Annotated in this window: 19 protein-coding genes and 2 tRNA genes; 14 read left to right on the forward strand and 7 right to left on the reverse strand. The window is 70.2% G+C overall.

Annotated features, from left to right (window positions below; genetic code table 11):
- Positions 1-77 precede the first annotated feature (77 nt).
- Positions 78-1,115 (reverse strand): LacI family DNA-binding transcriptional regulator, encoded by a 1,038-nt coding sequence (locus tag IEY20_RS14835; protein WP_175327438.1) that lies wholly within the window; start codon positions 1,113-1,115, stop codon positions 78-80.
- Positions 1,116-1,216: 101 nt separating this feature from the next.
- Here IEY20_RS14835 and IEY20_RS14840 point away from each other — a divergent pair, with 101 nt between their 5' ends.
- The 7 genes from IEY20_RS14840 to IEY20_RS14870 all read left to right on the forward strand — a co-directional run bounded on the left by IEY20_RS14840 (position 1,217) and on the right by IEY20_RS14870 (position 10,366).
- Positions 1,217-2,506, forward strand: a complete 1,290-nt coding sequence (locus IEY20_RS14840; protein WP_175327437.1) for an ABC transporter substrate-binding protein — start codon at positions 1,217-1,219, stop codon at positions 2,504-2,506.
- On the forward strand, positions 2,506-3,378 hold the full coding sequence (locus IEY20_RS14845; protein WP_175327436.1) for a carbohydrate ABC transporter permease: 873 nt from the start codon (positions 2,506-2,508) through the stop codon (positions 3,376-3,378). Before IEY20_RS14840 ends, IEY20_RS14845 begins: the two co-directional genes overlap by 1 nt.
- Positions 3,375-4,367, forward strand: coding sequence for a carbohydrate ABC transporter permease (locus IEY20_RS14850; RefSeq protein ID WP_204620488.1), 993 nt, complete (start codon positions 3,375-3,377; stop codon positions 4,365-4,367). Before IEY20_RS14845 ends, IEY20_RS14850 begins: the two co-directional genes overlap by 4 nt.
- Positions 4,367-5,701 (forward strand): glycoside hydrolase 5 family protein, encoded by a 1,335-nt coding sequence (locus tag IEY20_RS14855; protein WP_175327435.1) that lies wholly within the window; start codon positions 4,367-4,369, stop codon positions 5,699-5,701. Before IEY20_RS14850 ends, IEY20_RS14855 begins: the two co-directional genes overlap by 1 nt.
- A gap of 91 nt (positions 5,702-5,792) precedes the next feature.
- Positions 5,793-8,822 carry an alpha-mannosidase gene (locus IEY20_RS14860; RefSeq protein WP_175327434.1) on the forward strand — a complete coding sequence of 1,010 codons (3,030 nt, stop codon included), beginning with the start codon at positions 5,793-5,795 and terminating at the stop codon, positions 8,820-8,822.
- Between the two features lie 85 nt (positions 8,823-8,907).
- Positions 8,908-9,867, forward strand: coding sequence for an endo-beta-N-acetylglucosaminidase H (locus IEY20_RS14865; RefSeq protein WP_175327433.1), 960 nt, complete (start codon positions 8,908-8,910; stop codon positions 9,865-9,867).
- A gap of 208 nt (positions 9,868-10,075) precedes the next feature.
- The gene (locus IEY20_RS14870) at positions 10,076-10,366 is read left to right on the forward strand and encodes a DUF1905 domain-containing protein (RefSeq protein ID WP_175327432.1); all 291 of its coding nucleotides are present in this window, start codon (positions 10,076-10,078) and stop codon (positions 10,364-10,366) included.
- Between the two features lie 49 nt (positions 10,367-10,415).
- Here the strand turns inward: IEY20_RS14870 and IEY20_RS14875 are convergent.
- Positions 10,416-10,489 (reverse strand) — tRNA-Gly (locus tag IEY20_RS14875).
- A 54-nt stretch (positions 10,490-10,543) separates the two neighbouring features.
- On the opposite strand from IEY20_RS14875, the gene IEY20_RS14880 reads away from it, so the two are divergent.
- The 5 genes from IEY20_RS14880 to IEY20_RS14900 all read left to right on the forward strand — a co-directional run bounded on the left by IEY20_RS14880 (position 10,544) and on the right by IEY20_RS14900 (position 13,849).
- A complete protein-coding gene (locus IEY20_RS14880) occupies positions 10,544-10,819 on the forward strand; it encodes a hypothetical protein (RefSeq protein WP_175327431.1) in 276 nt (91 codons plus the stop codon).
- A 139-nt stretch (positions 10,820-10,958) separates the two neighbouring features.
- Positions 10,959-11,035 (forward strand) — tRNA-Pro (locus tag IEY20_RS14885).
- 36 nt (positions 11,036-11,071) lie between these two features.
- Positions 11,072-12,379 carry a trigger factor gene (gene tig, locus IEY20_RS14890; RefSeq protein ID WP_175327430.1) on the forward strand — a complete coding sequence of 436 codons (1,308 nt, stop codon included), beginning with the start codon at positions 11,072-11,074 and terminating at the stop codon, positions 12,377-12,379.
- A 157-nt stretch (positions 12,380-12,536) separates the two neighbouring features.
- Complete coding sequence (locus IEY20_RS14895; protein WP_022902372.1) at positions 12,537-13,163, forward strand: ATP-dependent Clp protease proteolytic subunit; 627 nt, start codon at positions 12,537-12,539, stop codon at positions 13,161-13,163.
- 26 nt (positions 13,164-13,189) lie between these two features.
- Positions 13,190-13,849, forward strand: a complete 660-nt coding sequence (locus IEY20_RS14900; protein ID WP_175327429.1) for an ATP-dependent Clp protease proteolytic subunit — start codon at positions 13,190-13,192, stop codon at positions 13,847-13,849.
- Between the two features lie 107 nt (positions 13,850-13,956).
- Here IEY20_RS14900 and IEY20_RS14905 read toward each other — a convergent pair whose 3' ends face one another.
- Entirely contained in the window at positions 13,957-14,655 is a 699-nt protein-coding gene (locus IEY20_RS14905; RefSeq protein WP_175327428.1) for a copper resistance CopC family protein, read from the reverse strand.
- Positions 14,652-15,371, reverse strand: coding sequence for a YcnI family copper-binding membrane protein (locus tag IEY20_RS14910; protein WP_175327427.1), 720 nt, complete (start codon positions 15,369-15,371; stop codon positions 14,652-14,654). The genes IEY20_RS14905 and IEY20_RS14910 overlap by 4 nt, the downstream gene beginning before the upstream one ends.
- 218 nt (positions 15,372-15,589) lie before the next feature.
- On the opposite strand from IEY20_RS14910, the gene clpX reads away from it, so the two are divergent.
- On the forward strand, positions 15,590-16,870 hold the full coding sequence (clpX, locus tag IEY20_RS14915) for an ATP-dependent Clp protease ATP-binding subunit ClpX (protein WP_175327426.1): 1,281 nt from the start codon (positions 15,590-15,592) through the stop codon (positions 16,868-16,870).
- Between the two features lie 242 nt (positions 16,871-17,112).
- Here clpX and IEY20_RS14920 read toward each other — a convergent pair whose 3' ends face one another.
- Positions 17,113-19,140 carry a M3 family metallopeptidase gene (locus tag IEY20_RS14920; protein ID WP_188889275.1) on the reverse strand — a complete coding sequence of 676 codons (2,028 nt, stop codon included), beginning with the start codon at positions 19,138-19,140 and terminating at the stop codon, positions 17,113-17,115.
- Between the two features lie 71 nt (positions 19,141-19,211).
- Entirely contained in the window at positions 19,212-19,796 is a 585-nt protein-coding gene (locus tag IEY20_RS14925; RefSeq protein WP_175327857.1) for a TetR/AcrR family transcriptional regulator, read from the reverse strand.
- Positions 19,797-19,919: 123 nt separating this feature from the next.
- Between IEY20_RS14925 and IEY20_RS14930 the strand changes: the two genes are divergently transcribed.
- Positions 19,920-20,756: an alpha/beta fold hydrolase gene (locus IEY20_RS14930; protein ID WP_175327858.1), complete on the forward strand. Its 837-nt coding sequence runs from the start codon at positions 19,920-19,922 to the stop codon at positions 20,754-20,756.
- Positions 20,757-20,864: 108 nt separating this feature from the next.
- Here the strand turns inward: IEY20_RS14930 and IEY20_RS14935 are convergent, their stop codons facing one another.
- Positions 20,865-21,092, reverse strand: a complete 228-nt coding sequence (locus tag IEY20_RS14935) for a hypothetical protein (RefSeq protein WP_229728086.1) — start codon at positions 21,090-21,092, stop codon at positions 20,865-20,867.
- Positions 21,093-21,166: the final 74 nt, after the last annotated feature.

Consider the following 21,166-nt stretch of genomic DNA (forward strand, 5'->3'; position numbering starts at 1 on the left):
AGTACCGGTGTGGCGTAAACGATCCTCGTGATGTCCGCACAAGTCAACGCAGTGCGCTGTGTGGACTCCGGTTCCCGTCAGGACGCGGCTCGGACGCGCCCCGTGGACTCGCGCACGCTGAGCGTCAACGCCGGTCCGGGCAGTGACGGCAGCGGCGCAGGCGCGTCGATCTGGGCGCGCAGCAGGGTGGCCGCCCGCTGCCCGAGCTCGACCGTGTCGCGCGTCAGCGAGGTGATCGCGGGTCGGACGAGCCGCACCATCGCGGAGTCGTCGAACGACACGATCGAGACGTCCGCCGGGACGGCAACCCCCATCTCGCTCGCGACGCCGAGCCCCGCGACCGCGAGCACGTCGTTGTCGTACACGATCGCCGTCGGGCGCTCCCGCCGGGAGAGCAGCTCGCGCGTCGCCCGGGCCCCGGCCTCGGCGGAGTAGTCGGTCGGGACGGACAGGGCGTCGTCGAGGTCGCCGGCGGCCGCGAAGGACCGCACCCGCTCGATCCGCATCGCGGTGTGCTCGAACTCGGGCCGACCGGCGACGTGGGCGATGCGCCGGTGGCCGAGGGCGAGCAGGTAGCGCAGCACAGTGTCCGTGGCGTCCGAGTCGTCGATCCACACGGTGGGCGCGGAGCCCGCGGGCGAGGGGTGTGAGCCGACGACCACCGTCGGCATCCCGAGTTCGGTCAGCAGTGCGAGCCGGGGGTCGTCGCGCCGCGGGTCGATGACGATCACGCCGTCCACCCGGTGTCCGCGCCACCAGTCGCGGTAGGTCGCCAGCTCCTCCTCCGCGTCGCGGGCCACGAGCAGGTTCATGCCGACGTGGGTCCCGGCGAGCCCGAGCTGGATCCCGGAGATGAGGTCGCCGAAGAACGACTCGGTCCCGAGCGTGCGGGCGGGGCGGTTCAGCACGAAGCCGATCGACCCGGCCTTCGCACCGCCGAGGGCCCGGGCAGCGGTGTGCGGCTGCCAGTCGAGCTGCCGGGCGATCTCCTGCACCCGGAGCCGGGTCTCGGCGGACACCCCGGGGCGGTCGTTCAGCGCGAACGACACGGCACTGATGGACACCCCGGCACGCGCTGCGATGTCGGCGATCGTCGTCCGGCGTTTCGGGGGCACGCCTTGACTATAGCGTTTTAGTCGTGTATCGTCGCTGCCACGCGGTGGTTCGGCGACAGGAACTGAACCGTTTGAGCACGATGACGAAGGAGTCACACCCCATGAGGACCACGACACGAACGCGGAGCACCGGCCTCGGCCTGCTCGCGACCGCGGCCGCCGCAGCACTCGTCCTGACCGGCTGCTCGAGCGGCAGCGGTGCGGCGAGCGCGGGCAGCGGGAAGATCGACGGCACCATCACGCTCCAGACCTGGGCGCTCACGCCGACCTACACGGACTACCTCGACGGCGTGATCAAGGGCTTCGAGCAGGAGCACCCCGACGCGAAGGTCAAGCTCCAGGACCAGCCCGGCGACGGCTACGCGGACAAGGTGCTGAGCCAGGCGTCGTCGAACACGCTGCCGGACGTCATCAACCTCCCGCCGGACATCGCCCTGCCGCTCGCGAAGCGCGGGTTCCTCCAGGACGTGTCGAAGGACGACCCGAAGCTCGCGAGCACCTACGTCTCCGGTGCGCTCGACTCGTACGAGTACAAGGGCCTCGACGGCACGTACGGGTACCCCTGGTACCTCAACACCGACGTCGACTACTGGAACAAGTCCATGTTCGACAAGTGCGGCCTCGACGCGGACAACCCGCCGAAGACCACGGACGACCTCTTCACGCAGGCGAAGACGATGCACGACAAGTGCCCCGACGACTACCTGATGAGCCGCAAGCCCGGCCTCGGTGACTTCACCCTCGCCGGCGTCAAGGTGCTGGGCAGCGACGGCACGAAGTTCACCTTCGCCGGCTCCTCGAAGGCCGCCGACCTCATCGGCCGCTACAAGGAGGCGTACCAGGACGGCTACATGCCCTCGAACGTGCTGAACAGCGACTACCTTGGCAACTCGACACTCTTCACGCAGCAGAAGGTCGCCTGGACCACCGGTGGCGCCACGGCACTGTCCGACATGGTGAAGAACAACCCGTCTCTCAAGGGCAACGTCATCGTGAGCCCGGCGCTCGACACGCCGCCGCTCTACGTGCAGGGCCTGTCCGTGTCGAGCAAGTCGAAGCACCTCGCCACGGCCGAGGCCTTCGCCCAGTACATGACGAACGCCAAGAACCAGGAGGCCTTCGCGCACCTGGTCAACATCTTCCCGTCGACCACGTCGTCGCAGTCCGACCCGTACTTCTCGAAGGACGACGGCACCGTGAACGGCAAGGCCCGCGTGCTCGCGAACGAGGCACTCAAGCAGGCGAAGGTCCTCAACCCGGTCGAGGCGAACTCCGCGATGACGGACTTCCTCGACCAGCAGATCGCCCTCGCCATGAAGGGCCAGGTCTCGCCGGAGCAGGCGCTCCAGACGGCGCAGACGAAGATGAACTCGCTCCTGGCCAACGGCTGATGCGCGCCAACCGCTGGTTCACGCCCTGGCTGCTCGTCCTGCCGGCCCTCGTCTGGCTGCTCGCGTTCAGCCTCTGGCCGTCGATCAACACCGTCCGGCTGTCGTTCACGAACGCCAGCCCCCTCGGGGGCGTGAGCCAGTGGGTGGGCGTCAGGAACTTCCAGACCCTCCTCGCTGATCCGCAGGTGTGGGAAGCGCTGCTCAACAGCGTCATCTACATGGCGATCTGCCTGCCGCTGCTGACCGTGCTGCCCCTGCTCATCGCGGTCCTCGTGCAGCAGAAGCTCCCCGGCATCGCGTTCTTCCGGACCGCGTACTACACGCCGGTCATCGCCTCCGCGGTGGTCGTCGGCCTCATCTGGAACTGGATCCTCGACGACCGCGGGGTGGTCAACGAGATCGTGAAGGCGCTCGGCGGTGCGGGCATCCCGTTCCTCACCGATCGGTGGCTGCTGCTCGTCAGCGCGATCAGCCTGACGGTCTGGAAGGGCCTCGGGTACTACATGATCATCTTCCTCGCCGCCCTCGGGAACGTCGGCAAGGACCTCCACGAAGCCGCCGCGCTCGACGGCGCCGGTGCCGTGCGGCGGTTCTGGTCGGTCACGATCCCGGGCGTCCGCGGGACGATGACCCTCGTCGGCATCCTCGTGTGCGTCAGCGCGCTCCGGGTGTTCAGCGAGCTCTACATCCTCACCAACGGCACCGGCGGGCCGGGCGGGCAGGACAACTCGCTCGTCATGCTCATCCAGCAGTACGCCCGCGGCTTCACCGGCAACCTCGGCTACGCGTCCGCCCTGAGCCTCCTGCTCTTCGTCGTGACGCTCGTCCCGATGCTCGCCCTCGCCCGCATGAACAGCAAGGCCGACAAGTGACCAACACGACCAACACCACCGAGCCGGTGATCGGGGGCGCCGCCGGCGCGGCCGCCCCCGCGCCGGACGTGACCGGCGCGACGGACGCGCACCGCGCCTCCAGGCCGAACGCACGCGACGGACGTGACGGCGACGGCCGTCGACGGCGCCGCGTCGTCTGGGGCGTGATGTCGACCCGGGAGAAGGTGGTCCGCTACGTCCTGCTCGTCGTGGTCCTCTTCATCACGATCGGCCCGTTCCTGTGGCAGTTCTCGACGTCGCTCAAGGGCGCCGGCGAGGACATCTACACCGCGAACCCGTCGTTCATCCCCTCCGAGCCGACCATCGAGAACTACCTCAAGGTGGCAGCGGCGATCCCGGTCTGGCGGTACATCGGCAACTCGCTGCTCGTCGCCGCGATCGACGTGTTCGGGAACATCGTGTTCGCGACGCTCGCCGGGTTCGCCCTGGCCCGCCTGCAGTGGCGCTTCCGCAAGGTCGTGCTCGGGCTGTTCCTCGCCACCCTGGTGCTGCCGGGGGAGGCCACGATCATCAGCCAGTTCGTCACCGTGAAGGACCTCGGGCTCGCCGACAACCTCGTCGGCGTCGCGCTGCCCGGCATGATCGCGGCGCTCAACGTCCTGCTCATGTTCAACGCGTTCCGGCAGATCCCCGAGGAGATCGACCAGGCCGCGGTCATGGACGGCGCGAACGCGATGCAGCGCCTCCGGTACATCTCGCTCCCCGCGGTGCAGGGCACCATCGCGGTCATCGCGATCTTCTCGTTCATCGGGGCGTGGGACGACTTCCTGTGGCCGCTCATCGTGCTGCAGTCGCCCGAGAACCTCACCCTCACCGTCGGGCTGCAGTACCTGCAGGGCACGTTCGCCACCGACCAGCGGATGATCGCCGCCGGGACCATGATCGCGTTCATCCCGATCGCCGTGATCTTCGCCGTCCTGCAGCGCTTCTTCTTCAAGGGCGTCGAAGAGGGCGGAGTGAAGGGCTGATGCGCTTCGGGGTCAACTACACGCCGGCCGTCGGCTGGTTCCACTCCTGGCTCGACTTCTCGGCGTCCGACACCGCCCGCGACCTCGAGGCGATCGCCTCGCTCGGCGCCGACCACGTGCGGATCTTCCCGCTGTGGCCGGTCGTGCAGCCGAACCGGACGCTCATCCGGCCGCAGGCGCTGCGGGACGTCGCGACGGTGGTCGACATCGCCGGGTCGTTCGGCCTCGACGTGAACGTCGACGCGCTGCAGGGGCACCTGTCCAGCTTCGACTTCGTCCCGTCGTGGCTCGACAGCTGGCACCGTCGCAACATGTTCACCGACCCCGAGGTCGTCGCGTCCACCGCCGCCTACGTGGAGGCACTCGCCGCCGCCGTCGCGGACCGGCCGAACCTGCTCGGCATCTCGATCGGCAACGAGGTCAACCAGTTCGCGCACGCGCCGCACCCCGCCCCGCACGACATCACCGCGGAGCAGGGGCACGCGTGGGCGGCGGCGATGGTCGCGGCCGCCCGGCGGGGCCTGTCCGGCGGGCCCGGCGCATCCGGCCTGGAGGCGCGGCGCGGCTCCGCCCCGCTGGTCACCGTCGCGCAGTACGACGCGGCCTGGTACGACGACGCGCAGCCCTTCGGACCCGAGCACGCGGCGGACCACGGTGACGCCACCATCACGCACTCGTGGGTGTTCAACGGCACCGCGGCGCTCCACGGGCCGCTCGGCGCGGGGTCGGTGCGGCACGGCGAGTACCTCGTCCAGCTCGCGGCGGCCTGGAACCGCGAGCCCGGGCGGCCGAACTGGCTGCAGGAGGTCGGCGCCCCGACGAACGTCGTGCCGCGGTCGGACGCCGCGTCGTTCACGGAGCAGACCATCCGGCACGTCGCCGGCGCCCAGGACGTCCTCGGCGTCACCTGGTGGTGCTCCCACGACGTCTCCCGGTCCCTCGCGGACTTCCCGGAGCTCGAGTACGACCTCGGCCTGTTCACCAACGACGGCGCGCTCAAGCCCGCGGGTGAGGCCTTCGCGGCGCTCGCCCGCGCCGGGGCCCCGACGCCGACGGCGCCCCCGTCGACCGCGCTCGTGCTCGACGACGTGCTGCCCGACGGGACCCCGCGTCACGGCACCCGCGCGGACTGCGCACCCGGTGGTCGCTTCGCTGCCGCCTGGCTCGCGCTCGCCGAGTCCGCGGCGGACGGGCGGGGCCCGCAGGTCGTGCTCCGATCACGACTCGCCGACGGGGCACTGCGCGGCGCCCGGGGCATCGCGAGGATCGTGGAGGTGCCGGGCGACCTGGACGGCACCAGCCTGACCGTCGCGCACCCTGCCACCATGCCCTGACCGTCGCGCACCCCGCCACCATGCCCTGACCGAACCACCCACCAGCCCCGCTGCCGGCAGCGACGCCGACCCTCCCTCCCGGAAGGACCCCATGCACGACGACATCCCCCTCACCACCGGACGCGCCCGACGGGTCCTCGACGAGCGGATCCTGCCCGCGGTGCACGCCACGGCCACGCCGCTCGACACCGCCTGGCACGAGCTCCCCGGGGAGCCGATCCCGCCGGCGTCCGGGCTCGCGCTCGAGTTCGAGCCGTACGAGGTCGGCACGACCTGGGGTGCCGCATGGGGCACGACCTGGTTCCGGCTGACCGGGACCGTGCCGACCGAGTGGGCCGGACGCCGCGTCGAGGCCGTGATCGACCTCGGGTTCGACAAGAACATGCCGGGCTTCCAGTGCGAGGGACTCGTGTACCTGTCCGACGGCACCCCGGTGAAGTCGATCAACCCCCGGAACCAGTGGGTGCTCGTCACCGAGGAAGCGGTCGGCGGCGAGACCGTCGAGCTCTTCGTCGAGGCCGCGTCGAACCCGGTGCTGCTCGACTACCACCCCTTCCTCGTCACGCACGAGGGCGACATCGAGACGTCCTCGCCGAAGCGCCTCTACACCTCGCGCCGGATGGACCTCGCCGTCTTCGAGTCCGAGGTGCACGAGCTCGCACTCGACCTCGAGGTCCTCCTCGAACTCCAGGCGCAGCTGCCGGAGGGGCCCCGCCGCATGCGGATCCTGCAGGCGCTCGACGATGCGCTCGACCGACTCGACCTGCAGCACGTCGCCGCCACGGCCCCGGACGCCCGCGCGGCGCTCGCTGCTGTCCTCGCCGCACCCGCGGACGCGTCGGCGCACACCATCTCGGCGATCGGGCACGCCCACATCGACTCCGCCTGGCTCTGGCCGGTCCGCGAGACGATCCGCAAGGTCGCCCGCACCACCTCGACGATGACCGAGCTCATCGACCAGACCGACGACTTCCTCTACGGCATGTCCAGCGCGCAGCAGTACGCGTGGATCAAGGAGCACCGGCCCGAGGTCTACGCCCGGGTGCAGGCCGCCGTCGAGGCCGGTCGGTTCCTGCCGCTCGGCGGCATGTGGGTCGAGTCCGACACGGTGATGCCCACGGGTGAGAGCATCGTGCGGCAGTTCTCACAGGGCCAGCGGTTCTTCGAGCGCGAGTTCGGCATCCGGCCGAAGGGGGTCTGGCTGCCGGACAGCTTCGGGTACTCGCCGGCGCTGCCGCAGCTCATGCGGCGTGCGGGCTTCGAGTGGTTCTTCACGCAGAAGATCTCGTGGAACCAGGTCAACAAGTTCCCACACCACACGTTCCTCTGGGAGGGCATCGACGGCTCGCGGGTGTTCTCGCACTTCCCGTCGATGGACACCTACAACTCGCGGCTCAGCGGCGAGGAGGTCGCGAAGGCCGCGAGCCAGTTCCGGGAGAACCGGATCGCCACGGGGTCGATCGCGCCCGTCGGCTGGGGCGACGGCGGCGGTGGCACGACCCGGGAGATGACCGGCACGGCCGCCCGGCTCGCCGACCTCGAAGGCAGCGCCAAGGTCCGCTGGGAGCACCCGGACACGTTCTTCGACCGCGCGAAGTCCGAGCTGCCGAACCCGCCGGTGTGGGTGGGGGAGCTGTACCTCGAGCTGCACCGGGCCACGCTCACGAGCCAGCACCAGACCAAGCAGGGCAACCGCCGGTGCGAACAGCTGCTGATCGAGGCCGAGCTGTGGGCCACGACCGCCGCCGCACGCACGGGGTTCGCCTACCCGTACGACGAGCTCGACGCGCTGTGGCAGCAGGTGCTCCTGCAGCAGTTCCACGACATCCTGCCGGGGACCTCGATCGCGTGGGTGCACCGCGAAGCGGTCGCGAAGTACGCCGAGACGGCGGCACGGCTCGAGGCGGTCATCGCGGACGCCCTGTCGGCGCTGGCCGGAGCCGGCGACACGACGGTCGTCGTGAACCCGGCCCCGTTCCTCCAGGCCGGAGCACCCGCGCAGGGCGCGGTCGTGGCGACGGACGTGCCGGCGGCGACCGCCGTGTCCCTGGCGGAGCGGGACGGTGGGTACGTCCTGACCAACGACCTCGTCCGCGTGGTCGTCGACGGCCGCGGACTCGTGACGAGCGCGGTCGACCTCACGTCCGGCCGCGAGGCGGTCGCCCCCGAGCAGGTCGCGAACCTGCTGCAGCTGCACCAGGACTTCCCGAACATGTGGGACGCGTGGGACGTCGACCGGTACTACCGCAACCGCGTCGAGGACCTCGTCCAGGTGTCCTCGCTCGACGCATCGGTCGACGACAGGGGAGTCGCACGCGTGGTGGTCGTGCGTGCGTTCGGTGACTCGACCGTGACGCAGGAGATCGTCCTCGCACCCGGGTCCCGCACCCTCGAGTTCGACCAGGTGACGGACTGGCACGAGACCGAGAAGTTCCTCAAGGTGGCGTTCCCGCTCGACGTCCGCGCCGAGCACACCGTCGCCGAGACGCAGTTCGGCGCGCAGAAGCGGGTGACGCACACGAACACCTCGTGGGAGGCCGCGAAGTTCGAGACCTCGATGCACCGGTTCGTCCTCGTCGAGGAGCCCGGGTTCGGGGTGGCGCTCGTGAACGACTCGATCCACGGGTTCGACACCACCCGCGACGCCGTCGACGGGCACGTGACCACCACCGTCCGGCTGTCGTTGCTGCGCGCGCCGCGGTTCCCGGACCCGGAGACCGACCAGGGCACCCAGACGCACCGGTACGGCCTCGTCATCGGGACGGACCAGCTCGGGGCCACCGAGGCCGGCGTGGTCATGAACGCGTCGGTGCGGCGGATCACGGGAGCGCACGGGTTCGAGCCGCTCGTGCAGGTGTCCGGCGACGTCGTGCTGTCGAGCGTGAAGCTCGCGGACGACCGCTCGGGCGACCTGGTCGTCCGCGTGTACGAGCCGTCCGGACGTCGGGGGACCGGCGGCATCGCGGTCGACGGCGGGTGGTCGGGGCCGGTCGAGGTCACGTTGCTCGAGGAGCCCGACGCGGGGCTCCCCGGCGCGGCCTCGGTCACCGACGGCGTCGCGGCGTTCCCGGTCGACGCCTACGAGGTCCGGACCTTCCGCTTCGCGCGGACGGCCGTCTGAGACCCCGCCGCCGGGGCTTCGAGTGCCCCGGCGGCGGTCCCCGGTCGGCGTCCGTCGGCCGGTTCATCACTCGAAGAGGAGTGCCATGAAGAAGTCCACGAAGTTCGGGATCGTCGCGGCCATCGCCGCGATGGTCGCGGCACCACTCGTGCCGTCCGCCGCCTCGGCGGCGCCGTCGCCCACCGGGCTCGCCCACGGGGTCGGCGCGCACCACGGCGTCGGCCACGGCGCGCAGCCGCACGCCACCCCGACGAAGTCCGGGCCGACGAGCATCGCCTACGTCGAGGTCAACAACGACCAGCTGTCGAACGTCGGCCGCTACACGCTCGCGAACGGCGCCAACGCGTTCGACGTGGCGATCATCTTCGCCGCGAACATCAACTGGGACGGGACGAAGGCCGTCCTGTACAACAACGAGAACGTGCAGCGCACCCTCGACGACGCCGCGACCCAGATCCGGCCGCTGCAGGCGAAGGGCATCAAGGTGTCGCTGTCGATCCTCGGCAACCACCAGGGCGCCGGCATCGCGAACTTCCCGACGCAGGCCGCCGCGGAGGACTTCGCCGCCCAGGTCTCCGCCACCGTGGCGGAGTACGGGCTCGACGGCGTCGACCTCGACGACGAGTACTCCGACTACGGCACGAACGGCACCCCGCAGCCGAACCAGCAGTCGATCGGATGGCTCATCAGCGCCCTCCGTGCCGACATGCCCGGCAAGACCATCTCGTTCTACGACATCGGCCCGGCGTCCTCGGCCCTGGCGTCGTCGAGCTCGGCGATCGGCTCGCAGCTCGACTACGCCTGGAACCCGTACTACGGCACGTACTCGGCGCCGTCGATCCCGGGACTCGGCAAGGACCGGCTGTCGGCGGCCGCGGTCGACATCCAGAACACGTCCCAGTCGACGGCGGTGTCGCTGGCGCAGCGCACCAAGGCCGACGGCTACGGCGTCTTCATGACGTACAACCTGCCGGACGGGGACGTCTCGCCGTACGTGTCGTCGCTCACGCAGGTCCTCTACGGGCAGGCCGCGTCGTACCACTGACGCGCGTCGCTCTGGCGGCTCGCCTCGTGCGCCCCGCGGCTCCGGCTCCGGCCTGGAGGCGCGGGGTGCGTCCGTCCCGCCACTCGCGTCGGACCGTGACATCGGTTCCGTCCGTGGCAGATCCGGTGCACGATCCTCGGGGTACGCGCACCGAAACCGTCACCTCCGGATCCGTGGATCGGCTCGCCCGACGTCGTACGATCGCCGCGTGGAGGTCGAGTTCGACGGCGAGGTCATCGAGTGGCGCGGTCCGGCGCCGTTCTTCTACGCCGTCGTGCCGCCCGACGCGGCCGAGAGCGTCCACGAACTCGCGCCGATGCTGACGTACGGGTGGGGTGTGGTCCCCGCGCGGGTGCGGATCGGGACCGTGACCTGGACGACGTCGCTCTTCCCGAAGGACGCCGGGTACCTCGTGCCGTTGCGTGCGGCGGAGCGGCGGCGTGCGGGCGTGGAGCTCGGGGACGTGCCGCACGTGACGCTCACCTTCGGCGACGCCTGAGGCGCGGCATCGGCGCCGCCGTGATCGGCGAGGGAGCGTCTGTTGGACGTGGAGGGGATGACGGGAATCGAACCCGCGTAGCCAGTTTGGAAGACTGGGGCTCTACCATTGAGCTACATCCCCGCGGCCGCGCACGTGTCGCAGCCCCATCATCGTAGCGGACGAACAGCGACCGACATGCCACCCCTCGTGACGCTCCCGCCGAGCGACCGGGACGCCCGCCGCATCCGGTGGTCCCGCGTCGTCTCGTACGTGCTGGTCGTCCTCGCCGCGGTCGTGTTCTCGCTCCGCCCGGCACTGTTCGGCGACCCGCAGACCCAACCCGCACACGCGCTCCTGCACGTCTGGCGGATCGTGCTCGGCATCGTCCTCGTGCTCGCGGCGGCAGCGGTGCAGATCGCCGTCGGCGTCCGGTGGCGGCGGGACCTCCGGCGTCGTGCCGACGAGGACTGATCCCTCCACAGGGGCGCGCCGGGCAACACGGATCCACGACGCTCCACAGCTCCCGGGAACCGCGCGCCCGCAGACCGCTACACTCATCGGGGTCGCATGCGCCCTCCCGGCGTGCGTGGCCACCCCTGGCCCAGTCAAACGGGGCGTAGCTCAGCTTGGTAGAGCGCCCGCTTTGGGAGCGGGAGGTCGCAGGTTCAAATCCTGTCGCCCCGACCAGGTCCACAAGAACGTCAACCAACAGGAGTACATCCCTTGGCCACCAGCACCGTCGACAAGCTGAGCGACACCCGCGTCAAGCTCACCGTGAACGTGACGCCGGAAGACCTCAAGCCGAGCATCGACCACGCGTACAAGCACATCGCCGAGCAGATCAACATCCCGGGCTTCCGCAAGGGCAAGGTCCCGCCGGCGATCGTCGACCAGCGTGTCGGCCGTGGCGAGGTCCTGAACCACGCCGTCGGCGACGCGATCGACAACTTCTACCGCCAGGCGGTGGAGGAGCAGGAGCTGCGCATCCTCGGCCGTGCCGAGGCCGACGTCGCCGAGCTCCCGAACGTGAAGGACTTCACGGGCGACCTCGTCCTCACCTTCGAGGTGGACGTGCGCCCCGAGTTCGACCTCCCGGACTACTCGAGCTACGAGCTCACGGTCGACGCCGTGGACGTCACCGACGAGGAGATCGAGGAGGAGCTGCAGAACCTGCGCACCCGCTTCGGCACGCTCGTCACGGTCGACCGTCCGGCGACCAAGGGCGACTTCGCCCAGATCGACCTCACCGCCACGATCGGCGACGACGAGGTCGACTCGGCCACCGGCGTCTCCTACGAGATCGGCTCGGGCGACCTGCTCGAGGGCATCGACGAGGCGCTCGAGTCCCTCACCGCCGGTGAGTCGACGACCTTCGAGTCGACGCTCGTCGGTGGCGACCGCGAGGGCGAGACCGCGCAGATCGCCGTCACCGTCACCGCCGTCAAGGAGCGCGAGCTCCCCGACGCCGACGACGAGTTCGCCCAGATCGCGAGCCAGTTCGACACGATCGACGAGCTCAAGGCGGACCTCAAGGAGCAGATCGCGAAGTCGAAGAGCTTCGGCCAGGGCGCCGCGGCCCGCGACAAGCTCGTCGAGAAGCTCATCGAGGACGTCAACATCCCGATCTCGGAGAAGCTCATCGAGGACGAGGTGCACCGTCACCTCGAGCAGGAGAACCGCCTCGAGGACGACGAGCACCGCAAGGAGGTTGCCGAGTCCAGCGAGAAGGCCTTCCGCTCGCAGATCCTCCTCGACGCGATCGCCGAGAAGGAAGAGATCCAGGTCTCGCAGGAGGAGCTCACGCAGTACCTCATCCAGGCCGCTGCGCAGTACGGCATGGAGCCGGCCGAGTTCATCCGCGTCATCGACCAGAACGGGCAGATCCCGGGCATGGTCGGCGAGGTGGCCCGCTCGAAGGCCGTCGCGACCGTCCTCTCCAAGGTGACCGTCAAGGACTCCAACGGCGGCGACGTCGACCTCTCCGCCTTCACGGCGGGTGTCGCGCAGACCCCGGCGGAGGACGCTGAGTAAGCGTCTCCACCCTCCGAACGGGAGGCGCGGTGCCAGCTGGCACCGCGCCTCCCGTCCGTTGTGGGCACGATCCGACCGCCCAGAGCGAACACACGCGAAGTGGTGCGTTGCACCCGATAAGTTCGACATCAAGCGACAACTGAACGGGAGCTTTTCCATGGCCGAAGCGACACTGAACCCCAGTGTTTTTGACCGCCTTCTGAGAGACCGGATCGTGTGGCTCGGCTCCGAGGTCCGCGACGACAACTCGAACGAGATCGCAGCGAAGCTGCTGATGCTCGCGGCCGAGGACCCTGAGAAGGACATCTACCTCTACATCAACTCGCCCGGTGGCTCGATCACCGCCGGCATGGCGATCTACGACACGATGCAGTTCGTGCCGAACGACATCGTCACGGTGGGCATCGGCCTCGCGGCCTCGATGGGGCAGTTCCTGCTCTCGTCGGGCACCCCGGGCAAGCGCTACATCACCCCGAACGCGCGCGTGCTGCTGCACCAGCCGTCCGGTGGCTTCGGCGGCACCGCTGCCGACATCCAGACGCAGGCGAAGGTCATCCTCGACATGAAACAGCGGATGGCCGAGCTCACGGCGGAGCAGACCGGCAAGTCGATCGAGCAGATCCTCAAGGACAACGACCGCGACAACTGGTTCACGGCGCAGGAGGCCCTCGAGTACGGCTTCGTGGACCACCTCCGTGCGTCCTCGAGCGAGGTCGTCGGCGGCGGTGGCACCGTCGCGGACGGCGAGACGCCGACCCCGGCCGCCGAGCCCGAGTCCAACTGACCACCACCGAAGAAAAGGAAACGAGAATGCATCTCCCCATGCTCGGTGGCGCACAGAACGTCCCGGCTCCGTCCGACCGCTACATCCTCCCGAGCTTCGAGGAGCGCACGGCCTACGGCTACAAGCGGCAGGACCCGTACGCGAAGCTCTTCGAGGACCGCATCGTGTTCCTCGGCGTCCAGGTCGACGACGCGTCGGCTGACGACGTGATGGCGCAGCTGCTGGTGCTCGAGTCGATGGACCCGGACCGCGACATCGTCATGTACATCAACTCGCCCGGTGGCTCGTTCACCGCGATGACGGCGATCTACGACACGATGCAGTACATCCGTCCGCAGATCCAGACGGTCTGCCTCGGGCAGGCCGCTTCGGCCGCGTCGGTGCTCCTCGCTGCCGGTACCCCCGGCAAGCGTCTGGCGCTCCCGAACGCCCGCGTGCTCATCCACCAGCCCGCGGTCCAGCAGGGTGGCGGCCAGGCGTCCGACATCGAGATCCAGGCGGCGGAGATCCTCCGCATGCGCACCTGGCTCGAGGAGACGCTGTCGAAGCACTCGAACAAGACGGCGGCCGAGGTCAACAACGACATCGAGCGCGACAAGATCATGTCCGCCGAAGAGGCGCTCGAGTACGGCCTGATCGACCAGGTCCTCACGAGCCGCAAGAACCTGCCGGCGCTCGTCAAGTAGCGCTGCAGCACGAAGGCCCCGCACCGTCCGGTGCGGGGCCTTCGTGCGTCCGGCGCGGTTCGGGCAGGAGCGGACTGGAGGCGCGGTGCGGCTCCGGCAGGCGGGTGTCAGTCCTCGCGGGGAGCGTCGGGGTCGTCCTCGTCCGACGACGACGGCGCTGCCGGACGCCGACGGAGGAGGAGCAGCACCGCGACGACGGCTCCGACCACGACGACGCCGCCCGCGGCGATGAAGAGGGCATCGGTGCCGGCCGAGTCGGTCGCGCCCGAGGCCGTGCCGTTCGTCGCCGCCTCGGTGGAGCCGCCGGAGGCCGTCGAACACGTCGGGGGCTCCGCGGCCCCCGTCGCTGCGGTGAACCCGGCGGGCGCCTTCCAGGTGAAGGTGTACTCGTCCGAGACCGTGTGGCCGTCGGCGGAGACGATCTGCCACTCGACGGTGTACTTCCCGGAGTCGCCGAGGGCGGCCTTCGTGGTCATCGAGGGGCCGTCGACCGCGAGGCAGCCGTCCTCGTAGTACTTGCCGTCGGGGCCGACGATCCGGTACGCGAACCCCGCGTTCGACCCGCCGATGTCGAGCAGCTTGTCGTTCGTCGTGATCTCGAACGCCTTCGGCAGCGACGTGAGCGTGCCGTCCGCCTTCGGCGTCGAGGCGATCATGTAGTTGTGCGCGCTGGCCGGAGCGGCGAGGCCGAGGACCGCACCGCCCACGATCGTGAGGGCCGTGGCGGCCGCGGCCACGAGCCTCCCGGCAGCACGCGAGCGGCCGCGCGGAGCACGCGCGGCCGGGTGCCGGAGCCGAGGGGTCACTTGCTCGTCCGCCGACGGGTCGAGGCGACCGCGACGACGAGGGCGGCGGCGCCGAGGACGAGGCCGCCGAGCCCGAGGAACCGCCCGACGAGGTCGGGGTCACTGCTCGTGCCGGACGCTGCCGACGCCGTCGGGGTGGTCTCGATCGGGTCGCCGTCCGGCTCCGTGGCGACCGCGGCGGTCAGGACGACCGACGGTGCCGGGTGCTCGGGCTCGGCCTTGCCGTCCTGCTGCTGCTGGTCCCACTCGACCGAGCCCTTCTCGCAGGTCTGGGTCACGGGGAACTCGACGCGGTCGCCCGCCTTGCCGTCCGGCAGCGAGAACGACAGGGAGAACGTGTCGCGCTCGTCGGCGGGGAGCGGGGTCTTCGCGGTGTAGGTGATGGCCGACACACGCTGGCCGGCGTCCTCCGCGGACTCGTCGTCGGCGGAGGCCGAGGCGCTCGTGTAGGGCTCGGTGGTCTTCGTGATGGTCCAGTTCGGGTTCACGGTCGGGGTCACCTCGATGATGCTCTCCGGGACGTGGAAGGTGAGCTTCGTCGTGGGGGAGCCGTCGCAGCCGTGGGGCACCGAGAACGTCGCGGTCGTGTACGAGTTCGCGGCCGTCGAGGTCGCCGTGGCCTCGACGTGGGCGCTGGCGGCGGCCGCCGTGCCGAGGACGATCGCGGCGGTGACGCCGAGGGTGGCCGCACCGAGGACGGCGACGCGCTTGGGCATGGGGATCCTTCCGGGACTTCTACAAGTTGTAGAGCAGACTCGGACACGGTAGCAGGACCGAACGCCCTGGGCGAACGCGGACGGCGAAACCGGCCGGGCGTCGCGGTGGCTGTCGCCGGTTGCGGTTAGGCTCGGACACAGCCGGTGGATCAGCGCCGGGTGGATCGTCAGGCGTCGGTTCCGACGGAGTCGTCGCACGGCCGAGGGAGGGCACGCACATGGCACGCATCGGAGAGAGCGCTGACCTGCTCAAGTGCTCCTTCTGCGGCAAGAGCCAGAAGCAGGTCCAGCAGCTCATCGCGGGCCCCGGCGTCTACATCTGCGACGAGTGCGTCGAGCTCTGCAACGAGATCATCGAGGAGCGCCTGGCGGAGGCGGGCGAGGACACCGCGAGCGGTGACTTCGAGCTCCCGAAGCCCCGCGAGATCTTCGACTTCCTGCAGGAGTACGTGATCGGGCAGGACCCGGCGAAGCGGGCGCTGGCGGTGGCGGTCTACAACCACTACAAGCGCATCCGCGCCCAGGGGCAGATCACCGCTGCCGAGGACCGCGACGACATCGAGATCGCGAAGTCGAACATCCTCCTGATCGGCCCGACCGGCTGCGGCAAGACCTACCTCGCGCAGACCCTCGCGAAGCGGCTCAACGTGCCCTTCGCCGTCGCGGACGCCACCGCCCTGACCGAGGCCGGCTACGTCGGCGAGGACGTCGAGAACATCCTCCTCAAGCTCATCCAGGCCGCGGACTACGACGTCAAGCGCGCCGAGACCGGCATCATCTACATCGACGAGGTCGACAAGATCGCGCGGAAGGCGGAGAACCCGTCGATCACGCGCGACGTCTCGGGTGAAGGCGTGCAGCAGGCCCTGCTCAAGATCCTCGAGGGCACGACGGCCTCGGTCCCACCGCAGGGTGGTCGCAAGCACCCGCACCAGGAGTTCATCCAGATCGACACGACGAACGTGCTGTTCATCGTGGCGGGGGCGTTCGCGGGGCTCGAGGACATCGTGTCCTCGCGGGTCGGCAAGCGCGGCATCGGGTTCGGTGCACCGCTGCACAGCCCGCTCGACCAGCAGGACCTGTTCTCCGACGTGCTCCCGGAAGACCTCCACAAGTTCGGGCTCATCCCGGAGTTCATCGGTCGTCTGTCCGTCGTGACCACGGTGTCGCAGCTCGACCAGGCGGCGCTCATGCAGATCCTCACGGAGCCGAAGAACGCGCTCGTGAAGCAGTACCAGCGGATGTTCGAGATCGACGGCGTCGAGCTCGAGTTCGAGCGGGGCGCGCTCGAGGCCATCGCGGACCTCGCGGTGCTCCGACAGACCGGTGCTCGGGGTCTGCGGGCCATCCTCGAAGAGGTCCTCGGCCCGGTGATGTTCGACGTCCCCTCGGACGACGACGTGGCACGCGTGGTGATCACCCGCGAGTCAGTGCTCGAGAACGCCGCGCCGACGATCGTGCCGCGGCCGCGCGCGAAGCGCATCGAGAAGTCCGCGTAGCCGGACGCTGCCGACGCCGACGCCGGACCGCCCGCGAGGTCCGGTCCGGCGTCGGCGTGCGGGGCTGCGGCGCGTGCGCGCCGCGCGCCCGCGCAGCGGCGCGCACGCGCGCCCGCGCGGGCGCGCCCGCACAACCAAAGTCACCTCGCACCACGGCGATCCGTAGTGCGAGGTGACTTTGGTTGTGCGCTGGCGACTCGCGCCGCGGCCCGCCCGCGCCCGCGGCCCGCGCCCGCCCCGCGCTACTCGAGCCCGCGGCGCCGCAGCAGCGGCCCGACCTCGGCGTCGCGCCCGCGGAAGTCCCGGTACGCCTCGAGCGGATCCTTCGACCCACCGACGCCGAGCAACCGCGACGCGAACCGCGCGCCCGCCTCACGCGAGAGGCCCCCGTTGTCGCGGAACCACTCCACGGTGCCGGCGTCGAGCACCTCGGACCAGATGTACCCGTAGTAGCCGGCGTCGTACCCGCCCGAGAACGTGTGCGCGAAGTACGTCGACGAGTACCGCGGTGGCACTGCCTCGACCGCGATGCCCGCGTCCGTCAGGGCCTGACGCTCGAACGCCTCGACGTCGGTGACCGCCGCGGCCGCGTCAGCCGAGAGTCGGTGCCACGCCTGGTCGAGCAGCGCTGCCGCGAGGTACTCGGTCGTGGCGAAGCCCTCGTTGAACCCCTCGGACTCGCTCAACCCCAGGACGAGTTCCGGGGGCAGCGGCGCCCCGGTCTCGTGGTGCTTGGCGTAGTTCGCCAGGACGGACGGCCACGACACCCACATCTCGTTGACCTGCGACGGGAACTCGACGAAGTCCCGCTCGACGTTCGTGCCCGAGAAACGGGGGTAGGTCGTCCGCGCGATGAGACCGTGCAGGGCGTGTCCGAACTCGTGGAAGAGCGTCTCGACCTCGTCCTGGATCAGGAGCGTGGGGGAGCCAGCGGCGGGCTTCGCCACGTTGAGGTTGTTCACGACGACGGGCAGCGTGCCGAGCAGCGCGGACTGCTCGACGACCGGGTTCATCCACGCCCCGCCGCGCTTGCCGTCCCGCGTGTACAGGTCGAGCAGGTAGAGGCCCACCTCCTCGCCGTCGGACCCGCGCACCTCGAACACCCGGACCTCGTCGTTGTACCCGTGCAGGTCGGGACGTTCGGTGAAGGTGAGGCCGTACAGCTCGCCGGCCGCGTGGAAGACGCCGTCGTGCAGGACCCGGTCGGCCTCGAAGTACGGGCGGAGCGCCGAGCTGTCCGCCGCGAACTGCTCGCCGCGCAGGAGCTCGGTCGCGTACGCCCAGTCCCACGCCTCGACCTCGTGCCCGAGGACCCGGGCGCGGACCTCGCGCTCGTCGTCGGCGTTCCGGGCGGCGGCACCGACCAGCGACGAGAGCAGCCCGTCGACGGCCTCGGGGGTCCCCGCGGTCTCGTCGGCGGTCACGACCGCTGCGTGGTTCGGGAAGCCGAGCAGCTCGGCGCGCTCGGCGCGGAGCCGGACGATGCGGAGCAGGACCTCGCGGTTGTCGTGCTCGTTGCCGCGGCGGCCGCGGGAGAGTGACGCCTCCATGATCCGCTGCCGCAGGCTCCGGTCCGTGAGCGAGCCGAGCCACGGGTGCCCGGTGTAGAGCGGCAGCGTGATGAGCCAACCGTCGAGGCCGCGGTCTGCTGCGGCGCCGGCTGCCGCGGACTTCGCGCCGTCGTCGAGTCCGGCGAGTTCGTCCTCGGAGCTGACGTGCACGGCGAGGTCGTTCGTGTCCTCGAGCAGGTTCCGCTCGAACGTCGTGGTCAGCGTCGAGAGTTCCTGGTTGATCGCGGTCAGGCGCTCCTTGCCCGTGTCGTCCAGCCCGGCACCGGCGAGCGTCATCTCGGTGTGCGTGCGCTCGACGAGCCGGCGGTCCTCGTCGGTGAGGTCCGTCCGGTCGTCGAGGCCCGCACGGACCGCGTCGATCCGCGCGTAGAGCCGGCCGTCGAGGGTGATCGCGTCAGTGTGGGCGGCGAGGAGCGGCGAGATCTCGGCCTCGAGGTCGTGCAGCTCGGGCGTCGAGTCGGCCGACGACAGCGTGAAGAACACGTGGCTCACGCGGGCCAGTCGCTGCCCCGAGCGCTCCAGGGCCACGAGCGTGTTCTCGAAGGTCGGCGCGTCCGGGTTCGTGGCGATCGCCTCGACCTCCGCCTGTTGCTCGGCCGTGCCCGCGTCGAACGCGGGGCGGAAGTGCTCGAGCCGGACGTCGGTGAACGGCGGGAGGGCGTAGGGGAGGGTGCTCGGTTCGTCGAACGGGGTTGCCATGCCGCCACCCTACGGACTGGAGGCGCGGTGCGGGCCCGCCCCGCGCCTCCCGTCCGGTCCGTGGTCGCGCGTCAGGCGCGCGTGGCCGCGTCGATGAGGGTCGCGGCGGCGCGGCGCGCGTGCGTCGCCGGCGCGCTGTCGCCCGCGATCGCCGCGGTGGTCTGGGCGCCCTCGGCGAGGAGCGCCAGCTGGGCGGCGAGTTCCTCGGCCGCGACCCGGTCCGGCACGACCTCGGCCGCGAGCCCGGCGACGTACTCCTGGAACGACTCCTTGTGCTCCCGGGCGATCCGGGCCACCGTCGGCGAGGTCGAGCCGAGCTCGCCGAACGCGTTGATGAACCCGCAGCCGCGGAACGTGTCGTCACTGAACCACTGCTCGAGGAAGTCGTACATCGCCAGCAGACGGTCGCGGGGCGTGGCCGCGGCGGCGACGGCTTGCTCGATGCCGTGCTCCCAGTACTCGTGCCGTCCCGTCAGCACGGCTGCGACGAGCTGCTCCTTGCCCGGGAACGCCGCGTAGAGCTTCTTGAGCGACACCCCGGCGCCGGTGCGGATCTCGTCCATCCCGACCGACTGGATGCCGCGCGCGTAGAAGAGCTCGTCGGCGACCGCGACGATGTGCGCCCTGGTGTCCGCCTCGACCGTGCTCGTAGCCATGTCGTACCCCGTTCCCTGCGTGTTCACCGTTCCCGTGTTGCAAGGGGAACGATCGTTCTCTAGTGTAGGGGACATCAACGGGGAGCGACCGTTCTCCGTCAGGTGCAGGGGAAGGGAACCATCATGGGCAGCATCACCGTCGGAACCGAGAACAGCGTCGACATCGCGCTCCACTACGAGGACAAGGGGTCGGGCCAGCCGATCGTCCTCATCCACGGCTTCCCGCTCGACGGCAACTCCTGGGAGGGGCAGGTCCCGCCGCTCCTCGACGCCGGGTACCGCGTGATCACGTACGACCGCCGGGGGTTCGGCCAGTCCTCGCAGCCGTCGACCGGCTACGACTACGACACCTTCGCGGACGACCTGCACACCGTCCTCGAGACCCTCGACCTGCGCGACGTCATCCTCGTCGGCTTCTCGATGGGCACCGGTGAGATCGCCCGCTACATCGCCCGCCACGGAGAGGAGCGGATCGCCAAGGTCGCGTTCCTCGCCTCGCTCGAGCCGTACCTCGCGATCACCGACGACAACCCGGACGGCGCCGGCCCGATGTCCTTCTTCGAGGGCATCGCCGCCGACATGAAGAAGGACCGCTACGCGTACTTCACGAACTTCTACCAGGACTTCTTCAACCTCGACGAGAACCTCGGCTCGCGGATCTCGGAGGAGCAGGTCCGGAACGCGTGGAACGTGGCAGCCGGTTCGGGCTCGATCGCATCCGCCGCGGCGCCGCTCACCTGGCCGACCGACTTCCGCGAGGACATCCCGAAGGTCACCGTCCCGGCGCTCATCGTGCACGGCACGTCGGACAACATCCTGCCGATCGACGCCACCGGCCGCCGCTTCACCAAGGCTCTCCCGCACGCGGAGTACGTCGAGATCGAGGGTGCCCCGCACGGCCTCCTCACGACGCACACCGCCGAGGTGAACGAGGTCCTGCTCGGCTGGCTCACGAAGTAGCCGTTCCGGCGCTGGTCGCCGGCGCACAACCGAAGTCACCCCGCGCCGCGGTTTTCCGCGGTTCGGGGTGACTTTGGTTGTGCGGACGCGAACCGCGTGGCGCGGCGCTCAGTCCTCTTCCGGTGCGTCGTCCGGGTTCGTCACCTGCGCGTGGCCGGCGGGGTCGAGGTGGATCGACGTGCCGTCGTCGAGCTCGACGATCGGCTTCCCCTCGAGGAACGTGAGCGTCCACCCCCACGACGACGTGTCGACGGACTCGGCCGCGAGCTCCTCCTCGACCCCCTGCACGGCGACGACCATCGCTTCGGGGAGTCGCGCAGGCGGCTGCCCACCCACGCTCCATCGTGTGCCCAACTGCATCCGTGCCTCCAGTCCGGTGCGGGTCGACCGGTCGCGGACGCGAGCCGGCC

It is taken from the genome of Curtobacterium luteum (genome assembly GCF_014646995.1).
In the GTDB taxonomy this organism is placed as follows: Bacteria; Actinomycetota; Actinomycetes; order Actinomycetales; family Microbacteriaceae; genus Curtobacterium; species Curtobacterium luteum.

What these genes read in the sequence shown, in the direction of transcription:
- IEY20_RS14855 (WP_175327435.1), top strand. Translation starts at nt 4,367, where the DNA reads ATGCGCTTCGGGGTCAACTACACGCCGGCCGTCGGCTGGTTCCACTCC.
- clpX (WP_175327426.1), top strand. Translation starts at nt 15,590, where the DNA reads ATGGCACGCATCGGAGAGAGCGCTGACCTGCTCAAGTGCTCCTTCTGC.
- IEY20_RS14865 (WP_175327433.1), top strand. Translation starts at nt 8,908, where the DNA reads ATGAAGAAGTCCACGAAGTTCGGGATCGTCGCGGCCATCGCCGCGATG.
- IEY20_RS14895 (WP_022902372.1), top strand. Translation starts at nt 12,537, where the DNA reads ATGGCCGAAGCGACACTGAACCCCAGTGTTTTTGACCGCCTTCTGAGA.
- IEY20_RS14910 (WP_175327427.1), bottom strand. Translation starts at nt 15,371, where the DNA reads ATGCCCAAGCGCGTCGCCGTCCTCGGTGCGGCCACCCTCGGCGTCACC.
- IEY20_RS14845 (WP_175327436.1), top strand. Translation starts at nt 2,506, where the DNA reads ATGCGCGCCAACCGCTGGTTCACGCCCTGGCTGCTCGTCCTGCCGGCC.
- IEY20_RS14880 (WP_175327431.1), top strand. Translation starts at nt 10,544, where the DNA reads ATGCCACCCCTCGTGACGCTCCCGCCGAGCGACCGGGACGCCCGCCGC.
- IEY20_RS14900 (WP_175327429.1), top strand. Translation starts at nt 13,190, where the DNA reads ATGCATCTCCCCATGCTCGGTGGCGCACAGAACGTCCCGGCTCCGTCC.
- IEY20_RS14840 (WP_175327437.1), top strand. Translation starts at nt 1,217, where the DNA reads ATGAGGACCACGACACGAACGCGGAGCACCGGCCTCGGCCTGCTCGCG.
- IEY20_RS14920 (WP_188889275.1), bottom strand. Translation starts at nt 19,140, where the DNA reads ATGGCAACCCCGTTCGACGAACCGAGCACCCTCCCCTACGCCCTCCCG.
- IEY20_RS14925 (WP_175327857.1), bottom strand. Translation starts at nt 19,796, where the DNA reads ATGGCTACGAGCACGGTCGAGGCGGACACCAGGGCGCACATCGTCGCG.
- IEY20_RS14930 (WP_175327858.1), top strand. Translation starts at nt 19,920, where the DNA reads ATGGGCAGCATCACCGTCGGAACCGAGAACAGCGTCGACATCGCGCTC.
- IEY20_RS14860 (WP_175327434.1), top strand. Translation starts at nt 5,793, where the DNA reads ATGCACGACGACATCCCCCTCACCACCGGACGCGCCCGACGGGTCCTC.